This is a genomic window from Yersinia sp. 1252 StPb PI (genome assembly GCF_048593885.1).
Classification (GTDB): Bacteria; Pseudomonadota; Gammaproteobacteria; order Enterobacterales; family Enterobacteriaceae; genus Yersinia; species Yersinia enterocolitica_E.
Genome location: NZ_JAZGQE010000058.1, coordinates 1 through 25,183, shown reverse-complemented (window position 1 = coordinate 25,183; position 25,183 = coordinate 1). Strand labels below are relative to the sequence as shown.

Sequence of the window (25,183 nt, the reverse complement as noted above, 5' to 3'; positions counted from 1 at the left end):
ATCAAAAATATTGCCTATAGGTTGGATTTACTTCTTCAAAGATTCGAACTTTTCATGAAGTGACTTTGGATATAACTCAGTATAAACTTGCCAAAGAACATTAAGTGATCGGTGTCCAGTAACCTGGGCTACTTCTTCAATAGAGAAACCCGCCTCAAATAGCCTGCTTGCCCCCTCCCTTCGTAAATCGTGATACCGTAAGTCCTCAATACCCAGATCATTACGTACCCGCTGAAAGCCTGCTGTTACTGAGTTTGAGTTATAGGGGAAGATGTAGGTTTCCGTTCTTGGCTGGCGCTGCACGATATCCCACGCCTCACCGAGCAATGGAACCTGCATATGGTTGCCAGATTTCTTGCGAGGATCTTTCCTGTCTCTGACCAAAACAGATTTTTGTTTCTCGTCTATATCTTCCCACCTGATCCTACATACTTCACCGATACGCATACATGAAAGAATTGAGAAGTTAAGAATATCTTCGTAAGGGATTTTTGCCCCGGCATTAGCTGAGCGAATTCTCAACCCTTCAATCAGTTTTTCAATTTCAGTGGTGAGAGGTCTACGCGATCGGCGCTGGGACTTTCCAACCAATCCCATATTGATGAGGATTGGCCTGGCGATGATTACTGGATTATCGGTGTAATCAATCCCAAAGATAGGTTTAGCTGCTGCCAGCACAGAAGATAGATAGCTTAGATCATGGCCTACGGTTGATGGACCAGCTCCTGCACCTGCACGATGCCGGCAGTGTTCAATAACATGGTTTGTTTGAAGGTCTGCCAGTTTTATTGCAGCAATATCGCAATCTACCAGCATGTTTAAAACATAGGTTTTGGTACGCCCCGCTTTACCACCGAGATTAGGATCCGCAATATATCGCTTTAATAGCTGACCAACAGTCATGCCAGTAACGTCATTGATATTTGGCACCCCATTAACTTCTAATTCAGCCACCCGGTTAGCACCCCAAGTTTTAGCATGGGCCTGTTTGCCAAAAGTCCTGTTCTCTCGATAGATGTATTTACCACCTTCCTTTACACCAACGGTGCAGCGATAGCGGGCTGTGCCATCGGCGCGAAGGCGTTTTTCTATGCTATAGTAGGCCATGCTTTTCCCTTGTCCTATCTCAGCACCCCACGTATTAGGGGTGCTGTATGGGGTGCTGATAAAGAAAAAATACGACAAAATGACCCAGAATGCACGAAAATAACACATTCACAAATTCAGCCATAACAGGCGTAAAGACCGATTCTAAAGGCGATTATCCCCTACAACGTTTTTCCGTCGCGCCGATGCTCGATTGGACCGATCGTCATTGCCGTTATTTTCATCGTTTGTTAACCAAGCAGACCTTGTTATATACCGAAATGGTCACCACCGGTGCCATTATTCATGGTAAAGCTGACTATCTGGCTTATAGCGAACAGGATCACCCGGTGGCACTGCAACTTGGAGGCAGTGACCCGCAGGCGCTGGCGCATTGTGCCAAATTGGCTGAACAACGCGGCTACAATGAAATAAACCTAAATGTGGGTTGCCCGTCTGATCGGGTACAAAATGGTCGTTTTGGCGCTTGCCTGATGGGTGAGGCTGAACTGGTCGCTGACTGCATTAAAGCTATGCGCGATGTGGTTTCTATTCCTGTCACCGTTAAAACTCGTATCGGCATTGACCAACTGGATAGCTATGAGTTCTTGTGCGAGTTTGTGCAAACGGTGGCGGACCGTGGCGAATGCGATATCTTTACCATTCATGCTCGCAAAGCCTGGCTCTCAGGGCTTAGCCCGAAAGAGAACCGTGAAGTGCCACCGCTGGATTATGAGCGGGTTTATCAGCTCAAGCGTGATTTCCCAACACTGACTATAGCCATTAATGGTGGTGTGAAAACGCTGGCTGAAGCCAAAGAGCATCTTAAACATCTTGATGGGGTAATGATGGGCCGTGAAGCCTACCAAAATCCAAGCATTTTGACCCAAGTGGATCGCGAACTATTTGATGTGAATGCCCCAGTGGTCGATAGCATTAAGGCGATTGAAGCGCTTTATCCTTATATCGAACAGGAGTTGTCTCGCGGCGCTTATTTGGGCCACATCACCCGGCATATTCTTGGGATTTTTCAGGGAATTCCTGGTGCGCGCCAATGGCGTCGTCATCTAAGCGAAAATGCCCATAAGCCTGGTGCTGGCGTTGCTGTAGTAGAGCAAGCCTTAGCGCTGGTCACTCGACCTTATACCCTTCGTCCTTGAAGTCGCAGGGTTGTTAGCTACGCTAGTTACTCGGCCCATCCGGTGGGCCTCGCATCGCGAGGCCGCTGCAAGCAGCGTTCAAATCTGCTCCCGGCAGATTTGTCACCCAAATCACTTGACTGTGTAAGCTCATCGGGATGCGTTCACTTGCTGCCTACCTGCGACGCCAATTACTTTGGGGATAATAGAATAGTAAATTAGCTATAAGTTAGTCAAATTGACCATGCCTATCCATTTTTTTGGTAGGCATTAATATTACTTAATCAGTAAATTCAATGAATTAGCCGATATGTTAAAGTTGGCATGCTTCTTGTAATACTTCTTATAAAATCCCCGATTTGTTCGTTATATTTAATGATGTGGTTGTGGGACATACACCCTTATTAAGGAGTCAGCCATGTTTGAAATTCTCTTTGTTATCGGCTTTTTTGTCATGCTGATGGTAACCGGTATTTCCCTGTTAGGGATCTTCGCTGCATTGCTGGTGGCTGCTGCTTTTATGATGGTGGGTGGCTTATTCGTCATGATGATTAAGCTGCTACCTTGGTTGATTCTGGCGGTTGTGGCGGTCTGGATATGGCGTTCGATGCAGAAACCGATAGTCCGGCGTTACTAAAATTTCCCTTTCTTGCGGTAGCGATCACAGCCTGAAAGATTAGTGGGGCGAATCAGAGGGAAAACGTATTTTTTCTCGGGCGTGCTTGCTAGGATGCTAACCGATACGATTTGGTATCGCATTTTCATCCCTGCCAGAGGTAAAAATAGCCGTATAAACGGCAGTTAGCTCTGACAGAATACGCTGCTGTACCCCTACATGTGCATCAAAGAAAGCGTTGTAAAGAAGGGCTCCCTAATCGGAGCCCTTTGTTTTTTCAACAATATTACCTTAGGAATGGCCAAATAACTCAGGGTATCAGCAAGCTGGATCCTGTGGTCTGGCGGCTTTCTAGGATTTGATGGGCACGGTGAGCATCACGCAACGGGAATTGCTGTGCTTTTGCCACATCGACATTAATGGCTCCGCCAGCAATCAGTGAAAACAGTTCGTGGCTGGCACTTGCTAACTCTTGCCGATTGGTGACATAAGTGTTGAGGGAGGGGCGAGTAACATATAGCCCGCCTTTTTGGTTCAGGATGGCAAGATCTACTCCTGTCACTGGGCCGGAGGCATTACCGAAACTCACCATCAAGCCTCTGCGCTTAAGGCTATTAAGCGAATCCAGCCAGGTACTTTTCCCAACCGAGTCATACACCACACCCACTTTCTCGCCATTCGTCAGCTCTGCCACCCGCTCGGCGATATTTTCTGTACGATAGTTAATCGTGGCCCAGGCGCCAGCGGCTTTTGCCAATTCGGCCTTTTCATCAGAGCCAACACTGCCGATAAGCTTAGCACCAAGCGCTTTCGCCCACTGGCAAGCAATTAGCCCGACACCACCCGCCGCCGCATGGAATAGGAATACCTCACCCGGTTTTATCTCGTGGGTTTGGCGCAACAGATAGTGGACGGTCAGCCCTTTGAGGAATGATGCTGCGGCCTGCTCGAAAGAGATGTTGTCAGGAAGTATGGCAATCTTCTCTGCCGCAACATTATGCACTTCGCTGTAAGCCCCGAGAGCTGATTGGGCATATACCACCCGGTCACCGACGTTGATTGTGTTAACCGACGAACCAACTTTGGTGACAATCCCCGCCGCCTCTGTTCCCAACCCACTAGGAAACAGTGATGGTGAATAAAGCCCACTGCGAACATAAGTATCGATATAGTTAATACCGATCGCTTTGTTTTCTACCTGAACTTCATGTGCTGCAGGGTCAGAAGGGGTGAAGTCAAGGTATTGCAACACTTCCGGCCCGCCAGTGGTACTGAATTGGATATGCTTTGCCATGGTAGCTCCTATAGATAGGTGTATTTTCACCCTACAGGGTTCTGCTCGGAGTGCCAAGATCTGGCTAATACCGATATGTAATAGGGAATATTATTACCTCTGCGAATAAGACGGTACTGCAATGTGAGCGGCATTTTTTTCCTCATCACCGAACTTTCTGAACTCATCAGCTCCATTCATTTGCGGTCTACCTGCAACTCCAATTACTTTGTGTATATACTAGGCCGTTATATTTTCTATTCGATATTTTCCTATCGCAACAAAGGTAAAGAACACTCTTCATGGCCGCAAAAAAACCAACCAACAATATGACAGAGCCACGAGACCGCCAGATGGAAGGGCTGAAACTCCCGCCTCATTCGCTGGAGGCAGAGCAGTCCGTGTTGGGCGGTTTGATGCTGGATAATGAACGCTGGGATAATGTGTCAGAACGCGTTGCCAGCAATGACTTCTTCAGCCGCCCGCATCGCCGAATCTTTACTGAAATGCAGCGTTTGCTGGAAAACAGCAAACCGATCGATTTGATCACCTTATCTGAGTCGCTAGAGCAAAAAGGCGATCTGGATTCGGTGGGGGGATTTGCCTATCTGGCAGAGTTATCGAAAAACACCCCAAGTGCGGCGAATATTGGTGCCTATGCTGATATCGTGCGCGAACGTGCGGTAGTTCGTGAAATGATCTCGGTCGCCAATGAGATAGCTGACGCCGGTTATGATCCCCAAGGGCGTAGCAGTGAAGATCTGCTGGATTTGGCTGAATCCAAAGTGTTTCAGATAGCTGAAAGCCGTGCCAGTAAAGATGAAGGGCCGAAAAGTGTCGATCAAATCCTCGAAGCCACGGTCGCGCGAATTGAGCAACTTTATCAGCGGCCCCATGATGGGGTGACCGGTGTTTCAACCGGCTTTACCGACCTTGATAAAAAAACCGCCGGATTACAGAAATCAGATTTGATCATTGTCGCCGCACGTCCATCAATGGGTAAAACCACGTTTGCGATGAACTTGTGTGAAAACGCCGCGATGATGCAGGAAAAACCGGTATTGATCTTTAGTTTGGAGATGCCCGGCGATCAGATCATGATGCGTATGCTGGCGTCGCTGTCACATGTTGACCAGACCCGTATCCGAACCGGCCAACTCGATGATGAGGATTGGGCGCGTATTTCCAGCACCATGGGTATATTGATGGAAAAACGCAATATGTACATCGATGACTCATCCGGTCTGACACCGACAGAAGTGCGCTCCCGCGCGCGGCGTATTTTCCGCGAACATGGTGGTTTGAGTCTGATTATGATCGACTACCTGCAATTGATGCGGGTACCGTCTCTTTCAGATAACCGAACGTTGGAAATCGCCGAGATTTCGCGCTCACTCAAAGCACTGGCGAAAGAGTTGCAAGTCCCGGTAGTGGCGTTATCACAGCTTAACCGTAGTTTGGAGCAACGTGCTGATAAACGGCCAGTTAACTCCGACTTACGTGAATCCGGCTCTATCGAACAAGATGCGGACTTAATCATGTTTATCTATCGTGACGAGGTGTATCACGAGAACAGTGATGAGAAAGGGATCGCGCAGATTATTTTGGGTAAACAGCGTAACGGTCCGATCGGATCTGTCCGGCTGAAATTTAACGGTCAATGGTCGCGCTTTGATAACTATGCCGGTCCACAGTACGACGACGAATAGTTTCCCCTTAGTCCTTGACGCTGCAGGGTTGTTAGCGGCGATGACTCACGCGGAACCCTCGCTGGCAGGCGACCTGCAACATCAGGTTCTTTGGGTATAACATCAATTATTAAGGATAAGAAATGAAAGCGGCAACAGCAGTAATCGACCGCCGCGCTCTGCGACATAACTTGCATCAGGTACGGCGCATGGCGCCACAAAGCCGCCTGATTGCTGTTGTGAAAGCAAACGCTTATGGCCACGGGTTATTAGAAACAGCACATACTTTGCAGGATGCCGATTGCTATGGCGTCGCGCGCATCGGCGAAGCTCTGATGCTACGTTCTGGCGGAATTGTAAAACCTATTCTACTGCTGGAAGGGTTTTTTACCGCAGAGGACTTGCCTATTCTGGTGGCTAACCGGATTGAAACCGCAGTACACAGTATTGAACAATTAGAAGCGCTGGAAGCGGCCAATCTCCCTGCTCCGATCAATGTCTGGATGAAGCTCGATACCGGTATGCATCGTTTAGGCGTCCGTCCTGAGCAGGCCGAAGCCTTCTACCAGCGGCTATGTGCTTGCGGCAACGTTAGTCAGCCAGTTAATATTATGAGCCACTTCAGTCGTGCCGACGAACCTGAAGTGGATACTACCCGCCAGCAACTGGCGTGTTTTGACGCCTTTGCTATTGGCAAACCGGGTAAACAGTCTATTGCTGCATCTGGCGGTATTTTGCTATGGCCGCAAGCGCATCGTGATTGGGTTCGTCCCGGTATCATACTGTATGGCGTCTCGCCGCTGGATGAACCTTATGCCAGCCATTTTGGTCTACTGCCAGCGATGGCATTAAAATCCAGCCTGATTGCTGTACGTGAACATAAAGCCGGTGAGCCAGTGGGCTATGGCGGTACTTGGGTCAGTGAACGTGATACACGCCTGGGTGTGGTGGCGATTGGTTACGGTGATGGTTATCCGCGCAGCGCACCATCGGGTACGCCGATGTGGGTCAATGGCCGCGAAGTGCACATTGTGGGGCGGGTATCGATGGACATGATTTCAGTTGATCTTGGGCCAGATAGCAGCGACAAAGTCGGTGATGAAGTGCTGTTGTGGGGCGCGGATTTACCGGTTGAGAAGATCGCTGCTTACACCGGTATCAGTGCCTATGAATTGATCACCAAGCTGACCTCCCGAGTAGCGATGGAATATTTAGGGGAATAAGGTAAGCTGACTAATCAAGGTATAGACAATTATTATCAATCCAGGAGAGCAGCGCCGTGTTCCAAAATGTTGATGCCTATGCAGGTGACCCGATCCTGTCATTGATGGAGAGTTTTAAAGCCGATAGCCGGGCACATAAAGTGAATCTGAGTATCGGGCTTTATTACAATGAGCAGGGTGAGATCCCGCAAATGCAGGCAGTGGATACCGCTGAAACCCAATTGAATGCTCAGCCACATGGGACACCGGTTTACTTGCCGATGGAAGGTCTGCAATCTTATCGTACTGCTATTTTGCAGCTACTATTTGGCAGCGATCACCCTATGCTGGCTCAGCAACGAGTAGCGACTATCCAAACTGTCGGTGGCTCCGGTGCATTGAAAGTGGGTGCTGATTTCCTTCATTCCTATTTCCCAGATTCTCAGGTGTGGGTCAGTGACCCTACGTGGGAAAACCATGTCGCTATTTTCAGTGGCGCGGGGTTTAAGGTGAATACCTACCCGTACTTTGATAATGACAAGTTGGGCGTAAAATTCGATCAAATGCTGGCAACGTTGCAGCAGTTACCAGCCAGAAGCATTGTTTTGCTCCATCCTTGCTGCCATAACCCAACCGGATCTGATCTGACGAATGCACAGTGGGATCAGGTTATTGGCGTGGCTAAAGACCGGGATCTGATCCCGTTCCTGGATATTGCCTATCAGGGTTTTGGTGCTGGGTTGAATGAAGATGCTTATGCGATTCGAGCCATGGCGGCAGCGGAGTTACCCTGTCTGGTCAGTAACTCCTTCTCTAAAATCTTCTCTCTGTATAACGAACGGGTCGGTGGCCTTTCCGTGGTATGTGAAAGTGAAGAAGCTGCTGGTCGGGTATTGGGGCAACTGAAAGCCACGGTGCGGCGTAACTATTCCAGCCCGCCAAACTTTGGTGCACAGGTTGTTTCAAAAGTACTGCATGACAGCGAGTTACGGGCGCAATGGCAGGCTGAAGTGGAGCAGATGCGTCGGCGTATTATTGAAATGCGCAGCACGTTGGTGGAAGCCTTGAAGGCAGCACTACCCAATCGCAATTTTGATTACTTACTGCAACAGCGTGGCATGTTCAGCTATACCGGTTTTAGTGCCGCTCAAGTGGACCGTCTGCGTGACGAGTTTGGCGTGTATCTGATTGCCAGCGGCAGGATGTGTATGGCAGGCGTCAACCACAGCAATGTTCAGCGGGTAGCAGCTGCGTTTGCGGCAGTACAGTAATTAGAGATCCGCGTTATCTGAGACGACGAACTGTTTAAGGCGATAGAAATATCGCCTTTTTGTTTTATTTTTTCCACCATCTTTCCGTCACTTATCCACATAACCTGTCTGGTTAGCCCTCCGCCAATGGCTGTAAATCGATTAAAGAATATACTAAATAAGGTGGCAGACCCATGCCCAATGATCATTCATCGCTCACAGTAAATCTTCTGTTATAAGTGCAAGCTAATACTTCAGCATGTTGCTGTATCCGATGGAATGAATACGCTATGAGGCCCTTTCGCTAGACGGCACTGGCCCATTACAGGAGATAACCCAATGAATAATTCAGCATTATTGGAATACTGCATGTCTAAACCGGGGGCAGAGCAGAGTGATCATGAGGAATGGCAGACCAATCAGATTAAAGTAGCCGATGTGATGTTTGCGATGGTGGGTGAAATTGGTGGGCGGCCCTCTATTTCGGTAAAAACCAGCCCTGAGTTGGCGGAGAGTTTGCGAGAGCAACATCCGGAGATCGTGCCGAGTGAACACTTGAATAAAGCGCACTGGAACACGGTGTTTCTGGATGGACAATTACCGAACTCACAATTTTACTCGTTAATTGACCGCTCTTATCAATTGGTATTGCAGGGGTTACCGGAACATAGGCGACAGGAGCTGGCTGTTTGATACCCCCTTGGTACTTGGAGTTGCAGGGTTGTTAGCCAGGTTCATTATTTGGCCCATCCTTGGGCCTGGCTGATTTGTTGTTCACGGGTTGCCAACCTGCAGCTCCAATGATTTTGGATGCTGATAGATTATTTGATGCTCTACTTACGCTGCAGCATTGGCTTGAGGAAGCGTGCGGTATGTGACGCGGCGCATTCTGCAACAGTCTCTGGTGTACCGGCGACCAGAATCTCGCCACCGCCACTACCGCCTTCTGGCCCCAGATCGACAATCCAATCAGCAGTCTTAATCACATCCAGATTGTGCTCAATGACCACAATGGTATTGCCCTGATCGCGCAGCTGATGCAACACCGCCAGCAGTTGCTGAATATCAGCAAAATGCAGACCGGTAGTCGGCTCGTCCAGAATATAGAGCGTCTGACCGGTGCCGCGTTTTGATAGTTCACGCGACAGTTTCACCCGTTGCGCTTCACCACCCGACAGCGTAGTCGCAGATTGCCCCAGACAGATATAGGACAGGCCCACATCTATCAGTGTTTGCAGCTTACGCGCCAGTGCCGGAACCGCATCAAAGAACTCGCGAGCCTCTTCGATAGTCATCGCCAGCACTTCGTGGATACTTTTACCTTTGTATTTTACTTCCAGCGTTTCACGGTTATAACGCTTACCTTTACACTGGTCGCATGGCACATAGATATCGGGCAGGAAATGCATTTCGACTTTAATCACCCCGTCGCCCTGGCAGGCCTCGCAACGACCCCCTTTGACGTTAAAGCTGAAACGGCCTGGCGTATAACCACGGGTACGTGATTCAGGAACACCGGCAAACAGCTCACGAATGGGGGTAAAGATACCGGTATAGGTCGCCGGGTTAGAGCGTGGCGTCCGGCCAATCGGGCTTTGGTCAATATCGATGACTTTATCGAAATGCTCCAAGCCTTGAATTTCACGGAATGGCGCCGGTTCGTTGCTGGTCGCGCCGTTCAACTGGCGCTGGGCGATACAATATAAGGTGTCGTTGATAAGCGTTGACTTACCTGAGCCAGAAACCCCGGTAATACAGCTAAACAGCCCGACCGGCAGGGTCAGCGTGACATCTTTCAGGTTATTGCCGCTGGCACCAATCAGTTTTAACACTTTGGTTGGGTCCCCCGGCACGCGTTGCGCAGGTATGGCGATTTCTCGTTTGCCGCTAAGGAACTGACCGGTCAGTGACTTAGGCTCAGCCATGATGTCCTCAACGGTCCCTTCGGCCACCACCTCACCACCATGCACACCCGCACCCGGGCCAATATCAATCACATGGTCGGCTGCGCGGATAGCGTCTTCATCATGTTCCACTACAATCACGGTGTTACCCAGATTGCGCAGATGAATCAACGTTTCCAGCAACCGTTCATTATCACGTTGGTGCAAGCCGATGGACGGTTCATCCAGTACATACATGACACCCACCAAGCCGGCGCCAATTTGACTGGCCAAACGGATACGTTGCGCTTCACCACCAGACAGTGTTTCCGCCGAACGGGACAACGACAGATAATTCAGCCCGACGTTAACCAGGAACTTCAGCCGATCGCCAATCTCTTTCAGTACTTTCTCAGCAATTTGCGCCCGCTGACCACTTAGTTTCATGTTTTGGAAGAAGGTCAGTGCGTGGCCGATGCTCAGTTCAGAAATCTCGGGCAAAGTGGTGTTTTCGACAAACACATAACGCGCTTCGCGGCGCAAGCGAGTACCGTGGCATGAAGCACAGGAGCGATTGCTAATATATTTGGCCAGTTCCTCACGTACTGCACTGGATTCCGTCTCTTTATAGCGACGTTCCATATTGTGCAACACCCCTTCAAATGGGTGGCGGCGAACGGTGGTATCACCCCGATCGTTAATGTATTTGAATTCAATGGTATCTTTGCCAGAACCGTATAAAACGGCGTGCTGTATCGCACTATCGAGCGAGTTAAATGGCGTTTCGATATCAAACTTATAATGATCTGCCAGTGAACGCAGCATCTGGAAGTAATAGAAGTTGCGGCGATCCCAACCACGGATGGCACCACCCGCCAGCGACAGCTCTGGATTCTGTAATACACGGTCTGGATCAAAGAACTGCTGTACCCCTAAGCCGTCACAAGTTGGGCAGGCGCCCGCCGGGTTGTTAAAGGAGAACAGGCGTGGTTCCAACTCACTCATACTGTAGCCGCAAATCGGGCAGGCAAAGTTGGCGGAGAACAGCAACTCTTCGGCGTGAGGGTCGTCCATATCGGCAACGACGGCAGTACCACCAGAAAGCTCCAGTGCCGTTTCAAATGATTCAGCCAGACGCTGAGCCAGATCTTCACGCACTTTGAAGCGATCGACCACCACTTCAATGGTATGTTTTTTTTGCAGTTCTAATTTCGGTGGATCAGACAGATCACACACCTCGCCATCGATCCGCGCCCGGATATAGCCCTGCATAGCCAGACCTTCCAGCGTTTTGGTATGTTCGCCTTTGCGATCTTTTACCACCGGAGCCAGTAACATCAAGCGGCGGCCTTCCGGCTGACTGATGACGTTATCCACCATCTGACTGACGGTTTGCGCGGCTAGCGTAACATCGTGATCTGGGCAGCGTGGTTCACCGACACGGGCGAACAGCAAACGCAGATAATCATGGATTTCAGTGATGGTACCCACAGTCGAACGTGGGTTATGCGAAGTTGATTTTTGCTCAATAGAGATTGCCGGTGACAGACCTTCAATATGGTCGACATCCGGTTTTTCCATCAGCGATAGAAATTGGCGCGCATAGGCGGAAAGAGACTCAACATAACGGCGTTGCCCCTCGGCATACAAGGTATCAAAAGCCAGTGAGGATTTGCCTGAACCCGATAGACCGGTGACCACGATCAGTTTGTCGCGCGGGATAATCAGGTTGATATTCTTAAGATTATGGGTGCGAGCGCCCCGAACTTCTATATTATCCATTCAAACACTTCCCGGATGTAAACTGAGCCTCTCCCGTGCCCTTTTTTACTCTTCGTACTTGAAGCCGCAGGGTTGTTGGCTGCGTTCACTCACCCTAATCACTTACTGGCTGTAAGCTCATAGGGACTCGCTCGCCGCCTACCTGCAACTCCAATTACTTTGAGTAATGTATAGACGCATTTTGCAACGTCAAAAAAGGACACAGCCAGTACGAAACGGATAATTATGACACAAAAAAACCTGAATGGATATCCAGTATTCGAGTGCAATTAAGGCAGATGTCATGATAAAACTGCAACACATTTCGCAGTTATGATCTACTGTGCCGTTTACCTGCTAGCGTGTTAAACTTACTCGCTTATACTCGTCATACTTCAAGTTGCATGTGCGTTAGCTACACTTAATAACCCGAATCACTTACGACAGTAAGCTCATCGGGATTATCTCGTTTGCCGCCTTCCTGCAACTCGAATTATTTAGAGCATGTACTGTACAAAATTTACTTCATCAGGAGAGTTCACATGGCCAGCAGAGGCGTAAACAAAGTGATTTTGGTCGGGAATTTGGGCCAAGACCCGGAAGTCCGCTACATGCCAAACGGCGGAGCTGTTGCCAATATCACCCTGGCCACTTCCGAAAGCTGGCGTGATAAAGCCACCGGCGAGCAGAAAGAAAAAACTGAATGGCACCGTGTGGTGTTGTTCGGCAAACTGGCAGAAGTGGCGGGTGAATATCTGCGTAAAGGCTCTCAGGTTTATATTGAAGGCGCACTGCAAACCCGTAAATGGACAGATCAGGCTGGTGTTGAGAAATACACCACAGAAGTTGTGGTTAATGTGGGCGGCACCATGCAAATGCTGGGTGGCCGTCAGGGCGGCGGTGCTCCGGCAGGTGGTGGTGCACCACAAGACGGCGGGGCGCAAGGCGGTTGGGGTCAACCTCAGCAGCCACAAGGTGGTAACCAGTTCAGCGGCGGTCAGACTTCACGTCCGGCCCAGTCTGCACCAGCAGCACAACCACAAGGCGGCAATGAGCCACCAATGGATTTCGATGATGATATCCCGTTCTGATGGCGCTGTTTTTTAAGCACAACAGTGCTGATTAGGAAAATAAAGCCCTGTCTCGACAGGGCTTTTTGTTGGTTTTAAGCCGCGCCTGAGGGATGAGATTTTTATACCTCGATATCTCTGTTTTTGCTTTCTTAAAATCGGTGTTGGCAGCTTTGCAAACCAAAAAATGATTTTATCACTATAATCAATACTCTGATGTTCATCATATGGAGCTTGGTCATGGTCACGGTTCACCATCTGAATAATTCACGTTCACAACGTATCTTGTGGATGCTGGAGGAACTGCAAGTTCCTTATGAGTTGAAGCGCTATCAGCGCGACCCCGGCAGCTTACTGGCACCACCAGAATTGAAAAAAATCCATCCATTGGGAAAATCACCGGTGATTACTGATGGTGATCTCACCTTGGCGGAGTCTGGTGCCATTATTGAGTATTTACAGGAAACCTATGATGCACAGGGGCTATTTAAGCCCACCGGTCACTATGATCGTCAACAGTTCCGTTACTGGATGCACTATGCCGAAGGCTCATTGATGCCCTTGCTGGTGATGAAACTTATCTTTAGCCGATTGGGTGGGCCGCCAGTGCCGTGGATTATTCGCCCGGTTGCCAAGGCTCTGGGTGATGGCGTACAGAAAAGTTATCTGAATAAGCAAATTGCTACTCACCGCGATTATCTGGAACAGCATTTGACGAATAATCAGTGGTTTGCTGGCAGTGATTTCAGCGCGGCGGATATTCAGATGAGTTTTCCTATCGAGGCAATCAACACCCGTGGTGGTCTTGAGGGGTTCCCGAAACTGCAAGATTTCTTAGTGCGTATTCATCAGCGCCCAGCCTACCAACAGGCGATTGAGAAGGGCGGAGCTTACAAACTGGAAGGCTGATAACCGATGATTCGGCATCATTGCCACGCAAAGTAAATGAGTGTGAGGCTACTCACACTTTTGTTTCCCGTCAAATTAATGCTCCCCGACAAATTAATGTAAAAAAATGCAATAAATGTCGCTATCTGGTGTTGATTAGTCGCTGCCAATAGCTAGATAATCGTTTGCCTTCCAATACGCTTATTGCGGGGGGATTCTTTCCTTCGATTTTTTTTCAGTCATGCGTGCTTCCAGCTAATCGTTTGCTATTTTCTCCACCATGAAGATGTTGGAGGCGTTGTCGAGTTAATCGGCAAAAACGGAAACGATTACGTAGGGAAGGGCGCCTGACTTGCTGACTACTTTAAAATGACACACAGGGGACATAACCATGTCTAGCACCAACCCTCAAGTGAACCGGGCAGTAACGCCAAAAGGTTCGCTTGATGCATTTTTCAAGCTTAGTGAACGCGGCAGTAATGTACGCCAGGAAGTGCTGGCTGGCCTGACAACCTTTCTCGCCATGGTCTACTCGGTCATTGTTGTACCAAGTATGCTTGGCAAAGCGGGTTTCCCACCAACAGCGGTGTTTGTGGCAACCTGTCTGGTTGCCGGTCTTGGTTCTTTGTTGATGGGGTTGTGGGCCAACTTGCCGATGGCGATTGGTTGCGCCATATCACTGACAGCGTTTACGGCATTCAGCTTGGTGCTGGGGCAACACATCAGTATTCCTGTGGCATTGGGGGCAGTATTCCTGATGGGGGTGCTGTTCACTATTATCTCTGTGACCGGTATCCGTTCATGGATATTGCGTAATTTGCCGATGGGCGTGGCACATGGTACCGGTATCGGTATCGGCTTGTTCCTGTTGCTGATTGCAGCAAACGGTGTCGGCCTGGTTATCAAAAACCCGATTGAAGGTTTACCGGTTGCACTGGGTGCATTTACCTCTTTCCCGGTCATGATGACTTTGCTGGGGCTGGCGGTGATTTTCGGTCTGGAAAAACTGCGAGTACCGGGTGGCATTCTGCTGGTGATCATCGCCATCTCGGTTATCGGCCTGATTTTTGATCCGAGTGTGACCTATCAAGGGCTGTTTGCGATGCCAAGCCTGGCGGATGCTAACGGCAATTCATTGATTTTCAGCCTTGATATCATGGGTGCATTGAAACCTGTGGTGCTGCCAAGTGTATTGGCATTAGTGATGACTGCCGTATTTGATGCCACCGGGACTATCCGCGCGGTAGCGGGTCAGGCTAATTTGTTGGATAAAGACGGCCAGATCATCAGCGGCGGTAAAGCTCTGACATCTGACTCCGTCAGCAGCATTTTTGCTGGTTTGGTGGGCGCTGCGCCTGCGGCGGTTTATATCGAATCTGCCGCCGGTACTGCCGCTGGTGGTAAAACCGGTTTGACCGCCACCGTGGTAGGTATTTTGTTCCTGCTGATGCTGTTCCTGTCGCCACTATCCTATTTGGTTCCGGCTTATGCGACGGCACCGGCTCTGATGTATGTAGGGTTGCTGATGTTGAGCAACGTATCCAAACTGGATTTCGAAGACTTTGTTGATGCGATGTCTGGCCTGCTCTGTGCCGTGTTTATCGTGCTGACTTGTAATATCGTCACCGGTATTATGTTGGGCTTCAGCTCGCTGGTTATTGGCCGTATCTGTTCCGGTGAATGGCGTAAACTGAATGTCGGTACTGTGATTATCGCTATCGCGTTAGTGGCATTCTATGCGGGTGGCTGGGCAATCTAAGCGATGAGTTTTTGCTGGCATCGGGGTGACGCTGTCCCCGATGCCACAGCGGTTTTTAATAACCCTATTTTCTTTGTTTTTTCCTGCCATCAGTTACAGGTTTTTTCCCCGTTTAACAAAAAAGTGATCTACTATCAAAAGCTAAACTCCGGCCCTGTCTACGGGCGGGTGAGGTTAAATCTTATATTGAGTTGTGTTGAGTTGAGTCTAAGGAAAGCATGGAAATCTTTTTTACAATCCTCATCCTGATTCTGGTGGTGTCGCTTTCCGGCGTTGTCACTCGGATGTTGCCGTTTCAAATCCCCCTTCCTCTGATGCAGATTGTCTGTGGTGCCTTGTTGGCCTTTCCCCACTTTGGTTTGCATGTCGATTTTGACCCGGAATTATTCCTGGTACTGTTTATTCCACCGCTGCTCTTTGCCGACGGCTGGAAAACACCGACACGAGAGTTTATTCACCATGGGCGGGAGATATTTGGTCTGGCGCTGGCATTGGTGCTGGTCACCGTGGTGGGTATCGGCTATCTGATTTACTGGATGGTGCCGGGTATTCCGCTGGTAGCCGCGTTTGCACTGGCGGCGGTATTGTCGCCAACCGATGCTGTGGCATTATCCGGCATTGTGGGGAAAGGGCGCATACCTAAATCGATTATGGGCGTATTAGAAGGGGAGGCGTTGATGAATGATGCCTCTGGTCTGGTTGCGCTAAAGTTTGCCATTGCGGTTGCAATGGGGACGATGGTCTTTACCGTGTCTGGTGCCACACTTGAGTTCCTAAAAGTGGCGATTGGTGGCCTGCTGGCTGGTGTGGCGGTAACCTGGCTATACAGTAAGTCACTGCGCCTGATGAGCCGCTGGAGTGGTGATGATCCGGCAACACAAATTGTCTTACTGCTGCTGTTGCCGTTCGCTTCTTATCTGATTGCTGAGCATATTGGCGTCTCCGGCATTCTGGCCGCAGTGGCGGCAGGGATGACCATCAGTCAGTCCGGGGTTATCCGTAATGCGCCATTGACGATGCGGTTACGTGCCGACAGCGTGTGGTCGATGCTGGAGTTTGTGTTTAACGGCATGGTGTTCATCCTGTTGGGGCTGCAATTACCGGGGATTTTGGAAACATCAATCATACAGGCTGAACTGGACCCAACCATTCAAACCTGGAACCTCTTCGCAGATGTTGCCATTATTTATGGTGCGTTGTTGGTACTGCGCTTTAGCTGGCTATGGTCGATGAAGAAAATCAGTAAACGCATCCTGACCAAACGGCCACTGGAGTTTGGCAATTACACCACACGTGAACTGTGGGTGGCGTCATTCGCAGGGGTACGGGGAGCGATTACTCTTGCCGGTGTCCTCTCTATTCCGTTATTCCTCAGCGATGGTTCAGCCTTCCCATCCCGTTACCAGTTGGTATTTATCGCCACCGGTGTGATTCTGCTGTCGGTTATTATCGGGGTGATTGCTTTGCCGCCATTGCTGCGTGGTGTGGTGGTAGCAGATAAAAGTGCCAGCCGTGAAGAAGTGCGTTTCGCCCGGGCGGCGACTGCCGAGGTGGCAATTGTTAGCCTGAATAAAATGGAAGAGCGGCTGGCAGCCAGCAGCGAGGAGAATATTGACCCAGAGTTGCTAAAAGAGATCAGTTCACGAGTTATCGGGACATTGCGACGGCGTACCGGCAGTAAGGATGAAATTGAGAACACCTTGCTGGTTGAGAATCTGGAGCGGCGTTTTCGTTTAACCGCATTACGAGCCGAGCGTGGGGAACTGTATCACCTGCGTGCGACGCAGAAAATCAGCAATGAAACGCTGCAAAAACTGCTGCATGATTTGGATTTGCTGGAAGCGCTGCTGATCGAAAAAGAAGGTTAACGCTTCTTAAATCCGGCTGCCGTTCGGTGGCCGGTTTATAAAAAGGGTGAGGACACCCTCACCCGCAAGTACGCAATGGAAAACCCAAAGTAATGAATCAGTTAATGAATAACCTGCGCCAGAAACGCCTGGGTGCGCTCTGATTTCGGGTTAGAAAAGAATTCGGCGGGTGGTGCTTGTTCCACTATCTCCCCACGGTCCATAAAAATAATCCGATCGGCAACGGTACGGGCAAAACCCATCTCGTGGGTTACACACAACATGGTCATGCCTTCATTTGCCAGACTGATCATGGTATCCAGCACTTCTTTCACCATCTCAGGGTCCAGCGCCGAGGTTGGTTCATCAAATAGCATGATTTTGGGTTTCATACACAGCGAACGGGCGATTGCCACCCGCTGCTGCTGGCCACCGGAAAGTTGGCCGGGGAACTTATGGGCGTGCTCTGCAATCCGCACTCGTTCTAAATAATGCATTGCCAATTCGTCGGCCTCTTTCTTTGGCATCTTACGTACCCAGCTTGGCGCCAGCGTGCAGTTTTGCATCACCGTTAAGTGCGGGAACAGATTGAAGTGTTGGAACACCATGCCGACCTCGGTACGTACCCGTTCAATATTGCGCAGGTCATCGTTAAGTTCGATGCCATCCACCATGATTTTCCCCTGCTGATGCTCTTCCAGATGGTTGATGCAGCGGATAGTGGTAGATTTACCTGAGCCAGAAGGACCGCAAAGTACGATGCGTTCGCCAGGGCGCACATGTAAATTGATATCTTTCAATACGTGGAACTGCCCGTACCACTTATTGACGTTTTCCAGCGTAATCATCATTTTATCACCTGGAGTTGGCTGATTGTCGCTCATGTTATGCCTCAATGTGTGGAACGTCCGGTGTGAAAGCGCTTTTCCAGATGCTGGCTGTAGCGCGACATGCTGAAACAGAAAATCCAATAGACAGCGGCGGCAAAGACATAGCCTTCGGTCGACATCCCCAACCAGGCAGGGTCGACGGTGGCTTGTTGCACGCTGCTGAACAAATCAAACAGACCAATGATGATAACCAGACTGGTATCTTTAAACAGGGCGATAATGGTGTTTACCAACCCGGGGATCACCATCTTCAGGGCTTGTGGCAAAATGACCAGCCCTTGGGTTTTCCAATAGCCCAGCCCCAGTGACTCGGCGGCTTCGGTCTGTCCTCTGGGCAAGGCCTGTAACCCGCCGCGCACCACTTCTGCCACATAGGCCGATTGGAACAATACCACCCCGACCAAGGCACGGATCAGTTTGTCGATGCTGGTGCCTTCGGTCATAAACAGCGGCAACATCACCGAGGACATAAACAGCACGGTGATTAGCGGCACCCCGCGCCAGAACTCGATAAATACCACTGACAGAATACGCACCACTGGCATACTCGAACGGCGGGCCAAGGCCAATAAAATCCCCAGCGGTAGCGCACCGGCAATACCTACTGCGGCAATGATCAGCGTCAGTGTCAGGCCGCCCCACTGGCGGGTCTCAACCCGGGTTAACCCGAGGAAACCGCCATATAACATCAACCACACCAGCAGTGGGTACGCCACCATCCACACCGCCAAATAGCGGCCTCGATGTGGCATAGCGCGCCAGAACAATGGAATGAGCGTCAGCAATCCGATGATCAAGGTGGTGTTGATGCGCCAGCGCTGCTCAATGGGATAAAGGCCATACATAAATTGGCCAAAGCGCGCATGAATAAACACCCAGCAGGCACCCTCACGGGTACAATCAGTGCGCGATGTACCTAGCCAGTTGGCGTTAAAAATAGTCCAATTCAGTAATGGCGGGATCAATTGCCACATCAGCCACAGGCACAGCAGCGTCAGCAGACTATTAGTCCAACTGGAAAACAAATTCTTTCTCGCCCAAAACACCATCCGGCTTAACGGGTTGCCCGGCCGTACTGTGCTGGGTGGTTCACGGGTTAGTGTCATCGTCATTCGCTTCCCTTAGCGCTCTACCAGCGCGATCCGCCGGTTGTAGAGATTCATTAAAAATGAAATGGATAGGCTAATAACCAAATAGACTGACATGGTAATGGCGATGGTTTCTATCGCCTGACCAGTCTGGTTCAGCACTGTGCCGGCAAACAACGACACCATATCTGGATAGCCGATAGCGGCTGCCAGTGAGGAGTTTTTGACGATGTTCAGGTATTGACTGGTGAGTGGCGGAATGATGACCCGTAACGCCTGTGGCAGAATAACCTGACGCAAGGTGACGGTGTTGGGCAGCGCCAGTGAACGGGCTGCTTCATGCTGACCATAGGGCACGGACTGAATGCCTGAACGAATCACCTCAGCAATAAAGGTCGAGGTATAAACTGACAGTGCCAAGGTCAAGGCCGCCAATTCAGGGATAAGAACCAGGCCACCTTTAAAGTTAAAGCCGCGTAACTGCGGTAGATCCCAATGCAGTGCCGAGCCATACAGAAAATGGGCCGCTGCTGGTAGAGCCATCAACAGTAGTAAGGCCATCGGCCAGGTGCGGTGAAACTGACCGGTATGTAACTGACGGAAATGGTTATAGCGATACAGCGCCACGGTGATAACAACGGCCAGCAGCACAGCGAGTATGGCGGGTATAAAACCGGCAGCAAACTCCGGTGATGGCAGATACAAGCCACGGTTGCTGAGAAAAGCCACACCGAAGGCATCCAGACTCTGTCGTGGCCCCGGTAGATTGCGTAATACCGCGAAATACCAGAAGAAGATTTGCAGCAAGGGCGGGATATTACGGAATGTCTCGATATAGATAGTGGACAGTTTGCGTAACAGCCAGTTATCAGATAAACGCGCCAGCCCAAGGAAGAACCCGAGGATCGACGCAAAGAAAATACATAATACTGATACCAGCAAGGTATTGAATAACCCGACCAAAAACACCCGGCCGTAGGTATCACCTTGCTCATAATCGATAAGATGCTGAACAATACCAAAACCGGCGCTGTTATTCAGGAAAGCAAAGCCGGAGGTGATGCCCCGGGTCGACAGGTTGGTAATGGTGTTATGGAAAAGATACGCACCGCATCCGATCAGTATCAATAGCGCGATAATTTGATACAACCAGGCGCGTACCGCTGGATTGGTCAGCGAAAAGGCACCTTTGACGGTTGGGCGTTGTGACATAGTGTGGGCCTCGGTCTGGATAATACATCCGGCAGGGCGGGCCTGCCGGAGAGGTAATCAGTAATCAGCGAACCGGAGGCGCGTACTGGAGACCGCCATTGTTCCACAGCGCATTCTGGCCGCGTTTTATTTTCAGCTCACTGCCCAAACCGACGTTACGGTCGAAGCTTTCGCCGTAGTTACCCACTTGTTTCACGATTTTAACCACCCAATCGTTAGGCACTTTCAGATCTTTACCATAGTTGCCTTCCTGACCTAACAGATGGGCCATATCCGGTGTGGTTGGTTTTGCTGCCAGTGCTTCGACGTTTTTCGACGTCACACCCATCTCTTCAGCATTTAACATGGCAAACAGTGTCCAGCGCACGATGGCGAACCAGTCCTCATCACCCCGGCGCACAACCGGTCCCAGTGGTTCTTTAGAGATAACTTCCGGTAATACGATAAATTCGTCTGGTTTACCTAATTTGATACGCAGTGCGTACAGTTGTGATTGGTCAGAGGCCAATGTGTCACAGCGCCCGGAATCCAATGCCTTGGCACTTTCGTCAGAACGGTCGAAGGTAACTGGAGTGTATTGCATTTTATTGGCTTTAAAGTAATCAGCGACGTTCAACTCAGTATCTGTACCGGCCTGAATACACACCGTCGCCCCGTCCAGCTCTTTGGCGCTTTTCAGCCCCGCTTTATTGTGGGTCAGGAAGCCGATACCGTCGTAATAGTTCACTCCGGTAAATAACATCCCCATGCCAGCATCACGGGATGAAGTCCAGGTGGTGTTACGTGACAAAATATCAACTTCACCCGATTGCAGGGCGGTAAAACGCTCTTTTGCGGTCAGCGGGGTGTATTTTACTTTTTCTGCATCACCAAAGATGGCAGCAGCTACGCCACGGCAGACATCGACATCCAGACCAGAGAACTTGCCGCTGGCATCTGCATAGGAGAAACCGGGCAACCCATCACTGATACCACATTGTACAAAACCTTTTTTCTTCACCGCATCCAAAGTAGTGCCCGCGTGGGCCTGACCCGCTAATGCCACTAATGAGGCGGCGGCAACCAGTGTTGAAATCATTATTTTCTTCATGAAAGCGTCCTGTGAGGCAAAGTCGAGCCTATTTTAATTTTGTAGCGCACCAGTGATGCACCGTCGCTGTCTGTTGGCGTGTAGCCAGTTTGGTATTAGCAAATGGGATGCCAGAGTTGCATTTCATTGATGATATGAGTAATTACTTAGCGTTAACTCTTTGTAGGTAATTTCTGACCGGGTAGGATGCACTTAAATGGCGCATTTAACGGCGGATTGATACTTTTTAGTGCAGAAAATTCTTATATACAGCGATGAACGAGAGATAAGAGTAATTGAACCAGACTGAGGTATACATTTCGTCAATGTAATAACATAAAAAGCGGCATAGACAGGTGAAATTCGGATTTTTTAAATCTCTGATCCGTTATCTAATCCTCTTGGGAGTGTTTTAACGTAAACACATTAGAGAGAAGGATAGGGATTATGCCTCGTTATTTAACCGCCCTGATGTGCGGGCTGCCATTGCTGTTTACCGCCAGTTGTCTGGCACAGGTGAATGTTGAAACTGCAAAATGCAGTGATACCGATTTTACTCAGGTTCTGTCTTGTTACAGAGAAAAGCTGGCCGCAGAACCCCTTATCTATAACTTGCTCAGTCAGGAAAACCTGCCGGGGTTGGAGTGGCGCCGTTACCAACTGACCTCGCAGAATTGGTCGCCGGAGAGCTTAGTCTCCCCTGCTGCATGGCAGCATGAAGTGGAGATCTTTATTCCCGAAAATAGCACGTCCACCAAGGCGCTGGTGGTCATCAATAATGGTACCAACTATGGTACTGAAACCATTCCTCCCTCCGGTCCTGGCGATTTTGCTATCGAGACCTTGCAAAATATTGCCCGCTCAACTGACACGGTGGTGATTGCCATTAGCACCATTCCCAATCAGTACCTTGAATATCAACAAGATGGGAATCCGCGTAAGGAAGATTATAGTGTTGCGCGTAGTTGGACTTTATTTATAGATGCCCCAGAAGCCCGTTCAATATTACCGCTACATGTCCCGATGGTGGCGGCGATTTCTCAGGCGATGACCATGGCACAGCAAGCCTTACCGGAAAAAGCCTTAGACAGTTTTATTGTCACCGGTTTATCCAAGCGTGGCTGGACCAGTTGGCTGACGGCAATTGCGGATTCACGTGTGGAGGCTATTGTGCCTTTTGTGATTGATCTGCTGGATACCCGCGCCGCATTGGAACATATGTATCAATCTTATGGTGGCAACTGGCCTATAGCCTTCACCCCCTACTATCAGGAAGAGATTGATAAGAAACTGAGTACCCCCGGCTTTGCCAAACTGATGCAGATTATTGATCCCCTACAGTACCTGACGAGTGAGTATCAACCCCGGCTCAGTATTGCGAAATACATTATTAATGCCAGTGGTGATGATTTCTACGTGCCTGATAATACGGATTTTTATTATGACAAATTACCCGGTGATAAAACGTTGCGGGTTGTACCTAACTCCAGTCACTCTGGTATTAAAGCATTTAGCGAACAGTCGTTGATCACCTTTGTTAACCGTTTACGGCAAGCCACACCGATGCCGCAGTTGAATACCACTCTGGCAATGAAAGATAAGGTGCAAACCGTCACGGTTAGTCTGTCAGAGACGCCAGAAAAGGTGCTGTTATGGACCGCAGCTAACCCCGATGCTCGCGATTTCCGCTATGCGTGCGATATAAGATATAGCGCATTTCCGTTGGCCGTGGCCCCGGGTAATACCCTTGAAGTTGCACTTAGCACGCCAGCTACCGGTTGGCAGGCGACCTTTATCGAGGCCACATTCAGTGATGGCTTCGTGGCAACCACGCCAGTTTATGTCTCGCCGCAGGAGAGTTATCCCACTACAGCCCCCCCTACCGGTGGGCCTGCATGCAAAACGTTGCCGGGGCGTGCGCTTATCACACCAGACGATGCGATAGATGATCCCGATGAAGCTGAAGCGCAGTTATAGCTTCGCGATATTGAGTGGATGTTAGCTAATAAAAAACCCGACATAGGCCGGGTTTTTATGACAGATCTTGTTGATGCTTAATACAGCGATGGCGCACCGGCTGGGCGGGTTTTAAAGCGGCGGTGTAGCCACAGATATTGCTCAGGTGCGCGCATGATCTCTTTTTCGATAACTTTGTTCATATAGCTGGCGGCCGCTATCTCATCATCAAGCGGATAGTCTTCTAATGCCGGCTGGATCAGCAAGTCATAGCCGCTACCATCTGTTTTACGCAGTAAAACCAATGGCAACAGTGCCGGTTTGGCTAGCCGGGCCAACATAAAAGTGCCACTGGTGGTCGCGGCCTGATTGACGGCGAACAGTGGTGCAAACACACTGCCACGTGGGCCGTAATCCTGATCCGGTGCAAACCACACAGCTTCACCTTTTTTCAATGCCTGCACCATGCCACGAAGATCTTTACGGTCCAGCATGGCCTTATTCGAGCGCATACGGCCCCAGGTCTGCACCAATTCCATCACTTTATTGTTATGCGGGCGATACATCGCCATCATTGGCTGGCATTGCCCCATTACGCGGCCGCCAAGTTCCAGCGACATAAAATGGACGCCAATCACCAGTACGCCGCGCTGTCCTTGCTGCGCTTTTTTCAGGTTATCCAGACCCGTCACGGTAAACCAGCGCTTAATGCGCGCATCGGGCCAAAACCAGGCCATGCCGGTTTCCAGCAACCCCATGCCTAAGGATTCAAAATTACCGACGATAGTCCGTTCAAGAGTCTGCTTATCCATATCAGGGAAACAAAGCTCCAGATTGCGCCGGGCGATAGATACCCGCCGTTTCAGGAAGCGCATTGAGGTACGCCCCAACCAAATTCCTAACTTGTTTAACAGCGGGTAGGGGAGTTGGACTAACAGAAATAATACCCCCAGGCCAAACCAGGTCAGCCAGTAGCGCGGGTGGAGCAGTGAGATATGGAATTTCTGCGGCTTTATCATATGAACTCTATCGTTATGCGTTAAGTGCGGGTTTGTAACGCATATGGATGTAACTCGATAGCGATACATTTCTTCAGACACCGGTGGTCAACTATTGTTTTGGTGAATACGACAATTGACATAATTTTTACATTAAAAGCGGGGTCGCGTAGGGGATGGTCATGAAGGCAGGCTATCTATAAGCGATGGGGGCTTTCAGAGGATTATACCATATTCGCGATAAATGAAAGAAAAAGATCAACGCCAGATGTGCTGGCGGAATTATCGCGATATAAACTGCGTTACTGTTCGGCATATCGCAGAAAATGGTGCCTTAGAATCGAGGAGAAATAAGTCAACTGGCTGGAAAATGGGAGACTCATCTCAATTTCGATTAATTATTGTTACCGTTGTTCTATTTTGGGGTTATTGACGTGCCACAGAGGGGGTTGTAAATTCAATTTGTGTTTTTAATGTTATTAATTTGATGTTTATTTGTATTTATTAC

Annotated in this window: 19 protein-coding genes; 11 read left to right on the top strand and 8 right to left on the bottom strand. The window is 49.7% G+C overall.

Annotation, left to right across the window (positions count from 1 at the left end):
* Positions 1 to 27: 27 nt before the first annotated feature.
* Entirely contained in the window at positions 28 to 1,107 is a 1,080-nt protein-coding gene (locus tag V2A85_RS10820) for a tyrosine-type recombinase/integrase (protein ID WP_420071406.1), read from the bottom strand.
* A gap of 89 nt (positions 1,108 to 1,196) precedes the next feature.
* Here V2A85_RS10820 and dusA point away from each other — a divergent pair, with 89 nt between their 5' ends.
* Positions 1,197 to 2,246 (top strand): tRNA dihydrouridine(20/20a) synthase DusA, encoded by a 1,050-nt coding sequence (gene dusA / locus V2A85_RS10815; protein ID WP_420071405.1) that lies wholly within the window; start codon positions 1,197 to 1,199, stop codon positions 2,244 to 2,246.
* A 397-nt stretch (positions 2,247 to 2,643) separates the two neighbouring features.
* Positions 2,644 to 2,862: an envelope stress response protein PspG gene (gene pspG, locus V2A85_RS10810; RefSeq protein WP_420071404.1), complete on the top strand. Its 219-nt coding sequence runs from the start codon at positions 2,644 to 2,646 to the stop codon at positions 2,860 to 2,862.
* Positions 2,863 to 3,151: 289 nt separating this feature from the next.
* On the opposite strand, the gene V2A85_RS10805 is transcribed toward pspG, so the two are convergent.
* A complete protein-coding gene (locus tag V2A85_RS10805; protein WP_420071403.1) occupies positions 3,152 to 4,135 on the bottom strand; it encodes a quinone oxidoreductase in 984 nt (327 codons plus the stop codon).
* Positions 4,136 to 4,416: 281 nt separating this feature from the next.
* Between V2A85_RS10805 and dnaB the strand changes: the two genes are divergently transcribed.
* The 4 genes from dnaB to V2A85_RS10785 all read left to right on the top strand — a co-directional run bounded on the left by dnaB (position 4,417) and on the right by V2A85_RS10785 (position 8,947).
* A complete protein-coding gene (gene dnaB, locus V2A85_RS10800; RefSeq protein ID WP_005191462.1) occupies positions 4,417 to 5,823 on the top strand; it encodes a replicative DNA helicase in 1,407 nt (468 codons plus the stop codon).
* A 122-nt stretch (positions 5,824 to 5,945) separates the two neighbouring features.
* A complete protein-coding gene (alr, locus tag V2A85_RS10795; protein ID WP_083162133.1) occupies positions 5,946 to 7,025 on the top strand; it encodes an alanine racemase in 1,080 nt (359 codons plus the stop codon).
* Positions 7,026 to 7,081: 56 nt separating this feature from the next.
* Positions 7,082 to 8,275, top strand: a complete 1,194-nt coding sequence (locus V2A85_RS10790; RefSeq protein ID WP_420071402.1) for an amino acid aminotransferase — start codon at positions 7,082 to 7,084, stop codon at positions 8,273 to 8,275.
* A 318-nt stretch (positions 8,276 to 8,593) separates the two neighbouring features.
* On the top strand, positions 8,594 to 8,947 hold the full coding sequence (locus V2A85_RS10785) for an MmcQ/YjbR family DNA-binding protein (protein WP_083162137.1): 354 nt from the start codon (positions 8,594 to 8,596) through the stop codon (positions 8,945 to 8,947).
* Between the two features lie 140 nt (positions 8,948 to 9,087).
* Here V2A85_RS10785 and uvrA read toward each other — a convergent pair whose 3' ends face one another.
* Complete coding sequence (uvrA, locus tag V2A85_RS10780) at positions 9,088 to 11,919, bottom strand: excinuclease ABC subunit UvrA (RefSeq protein WP_420071401.1); 2,832 nt, start codon at positions 11,917 to 11,919, stop codon at positions 9,088 to 9,090.
* 521 nt (positions 11,920 to 12,440) lie between these two features.
* Between uvrA and ssb1 the strand changes: the two genes are divergently transcribed.
* From ssb1 to V2A85_RS10760, 4 genes are all read left to right on the top strand, one after another.
* Complete coding sequence (gene ssb1, locus V2A85_RS10775; RefSeq protein WP_005165221.1) at positions 12,441 to 12,989, top strand: single-stranded DNA-binding protein SSB1; 549 nt, start codon at positions 12,441 to 12,443, stop codon at positions 12,987 to 12,989.
* 219 nt (positions 12,990 to 13,208) lie between these two features.
* Positions 13,209 to 13,877: a glutathione S-transferase family protein gene (locus V2A85_RS10770; RefSeq protein ID WP_083162143.1), complete on the top strand. Its 669-nt coding sequence runs from the start codon at positions 13,209 to 13,211 to the stop codon at positions 13,875 to 13,877.
* 370 nt (positions 13,878 to 14,247) lie between these two features.
* Complete coding sequence (locus V2A85_RS10765) at positions 14,248 to 15,615, top strand: NCS2 family permease (protein ID WP_372560378.1); 1,368 nt, start codon at positions 14,248 to 14,250, stop codon at positions 15,613 to 15,615.
* Between the two features lie 218 nt (positions 15,616 to 15,833).
* Complete coding sequence (locus tag V2A85_RS10760; RefSeq protein WP_083162147.1) at positions 15,834 to 17,483, top strand: Na+/H+ antiporter; 1,650 nt, start codon at positions 15,834 to 15,836, stop codon at positions 17,481 to 17,483.
* A gap of 101 nt (positions 17,484 to 17,584) precedes the next feature.
* On the opposite strand, the gene V2A85_RS10755 is transcribed toward V2A85_RS10760, so the two are convergent.
* From V2A85_RS10755 to V2A85_RS10740, 4 genes are all read right to left on the bottom strand, one after another.
* Positions 17,585 to 18,346: an amino acid ABC transporter ATP-binding protein gene (locus tag V2A85_RS10755; RefSeq protein WP_420071400.1), complete on the bottom strand. Its 762-nt coding sequence runs from the start codon at positions 18,344 to 18,346 to the stop codon at positions 17,585 to 17,587.
* Between the two features lie 8 nt (positions 18,347 to 18,354).
* Positions 18,355 to 19,458: an amino acid ABC transporter permease gene (locus V2A85_RS10750; RefSeq protein ID WP_420071407.1), complete on the bottom strand. Its 1,104-nt coding sequence runs from the start codon at positions 19,456 to 19,458 to the stop codon at positions 18,355 to 18,357.
* A gap of 15 nt (positions 19,459 to 19,473) precedes the next feature.
* Positions 19,474 to 20,652: an amino acid ABC transporter permease gene (locus V2A85_RS10745; RefSeq protein ID WP_372560381.1), complete on the bottom strand. Its 1,179-nt coding sequence runs from the start codon at positions 20,650 to 20,652 to the stop codon at positions 19,474 to 19,476.
* 64 nt (positions 20,653 to 20,716) lie between these two features.
* Positions 20,717 to 21,742: an amino acid ABC transporter substrate-binding protein gene (locus V2A85_RS10740; protein ID WP_083162157.1), complete on the bottom strand. Its 1,026-nt coding sequence runs from the start codon at positions 21,740 to 21,742 to the stop codon at positions 20,717 to 20,719.
* A 426-nt stretch (positions 21,743 to 22,168) separates the two neighbouring features.
* Here V2A85_RS10740 and V2A85_RS10735 point away from each other — a divergent pair, with 426 nt between their 5' ends.
* Entirely contained in the window at positions 22,169 to 23,698 is a 1,530-nt protein-coding gene (locus V2A85_RS10735) for a PhoPQ-activated pathogenicity-related family protein (RefSeq protein WP_420071399.1), read from the top strand.
* 77 nt (positions 23,699 to 23,775) lie between these two features.
* On the opposite strand, the gene lpxP is transcribed toward V2A85_RS10735, so the two are convergent.
* The gene (gene lpxP, locus V2A85_RS10730; protein WP_083162159.1) at positions 23,776 to 24,696 is read right to left on the bottom strand and encodes a kdo(2)-lipid IV(A) palmitoleoyltransferase; all 921 of its coding nucleotides are present in this window, start codon (positions 24,694 to 24,696) and stop codon (positions 23,776 to 23,778) included.
* Between the last annotated feature and the right edge of the window lie 487 nt (positions 24,697 to 25,183).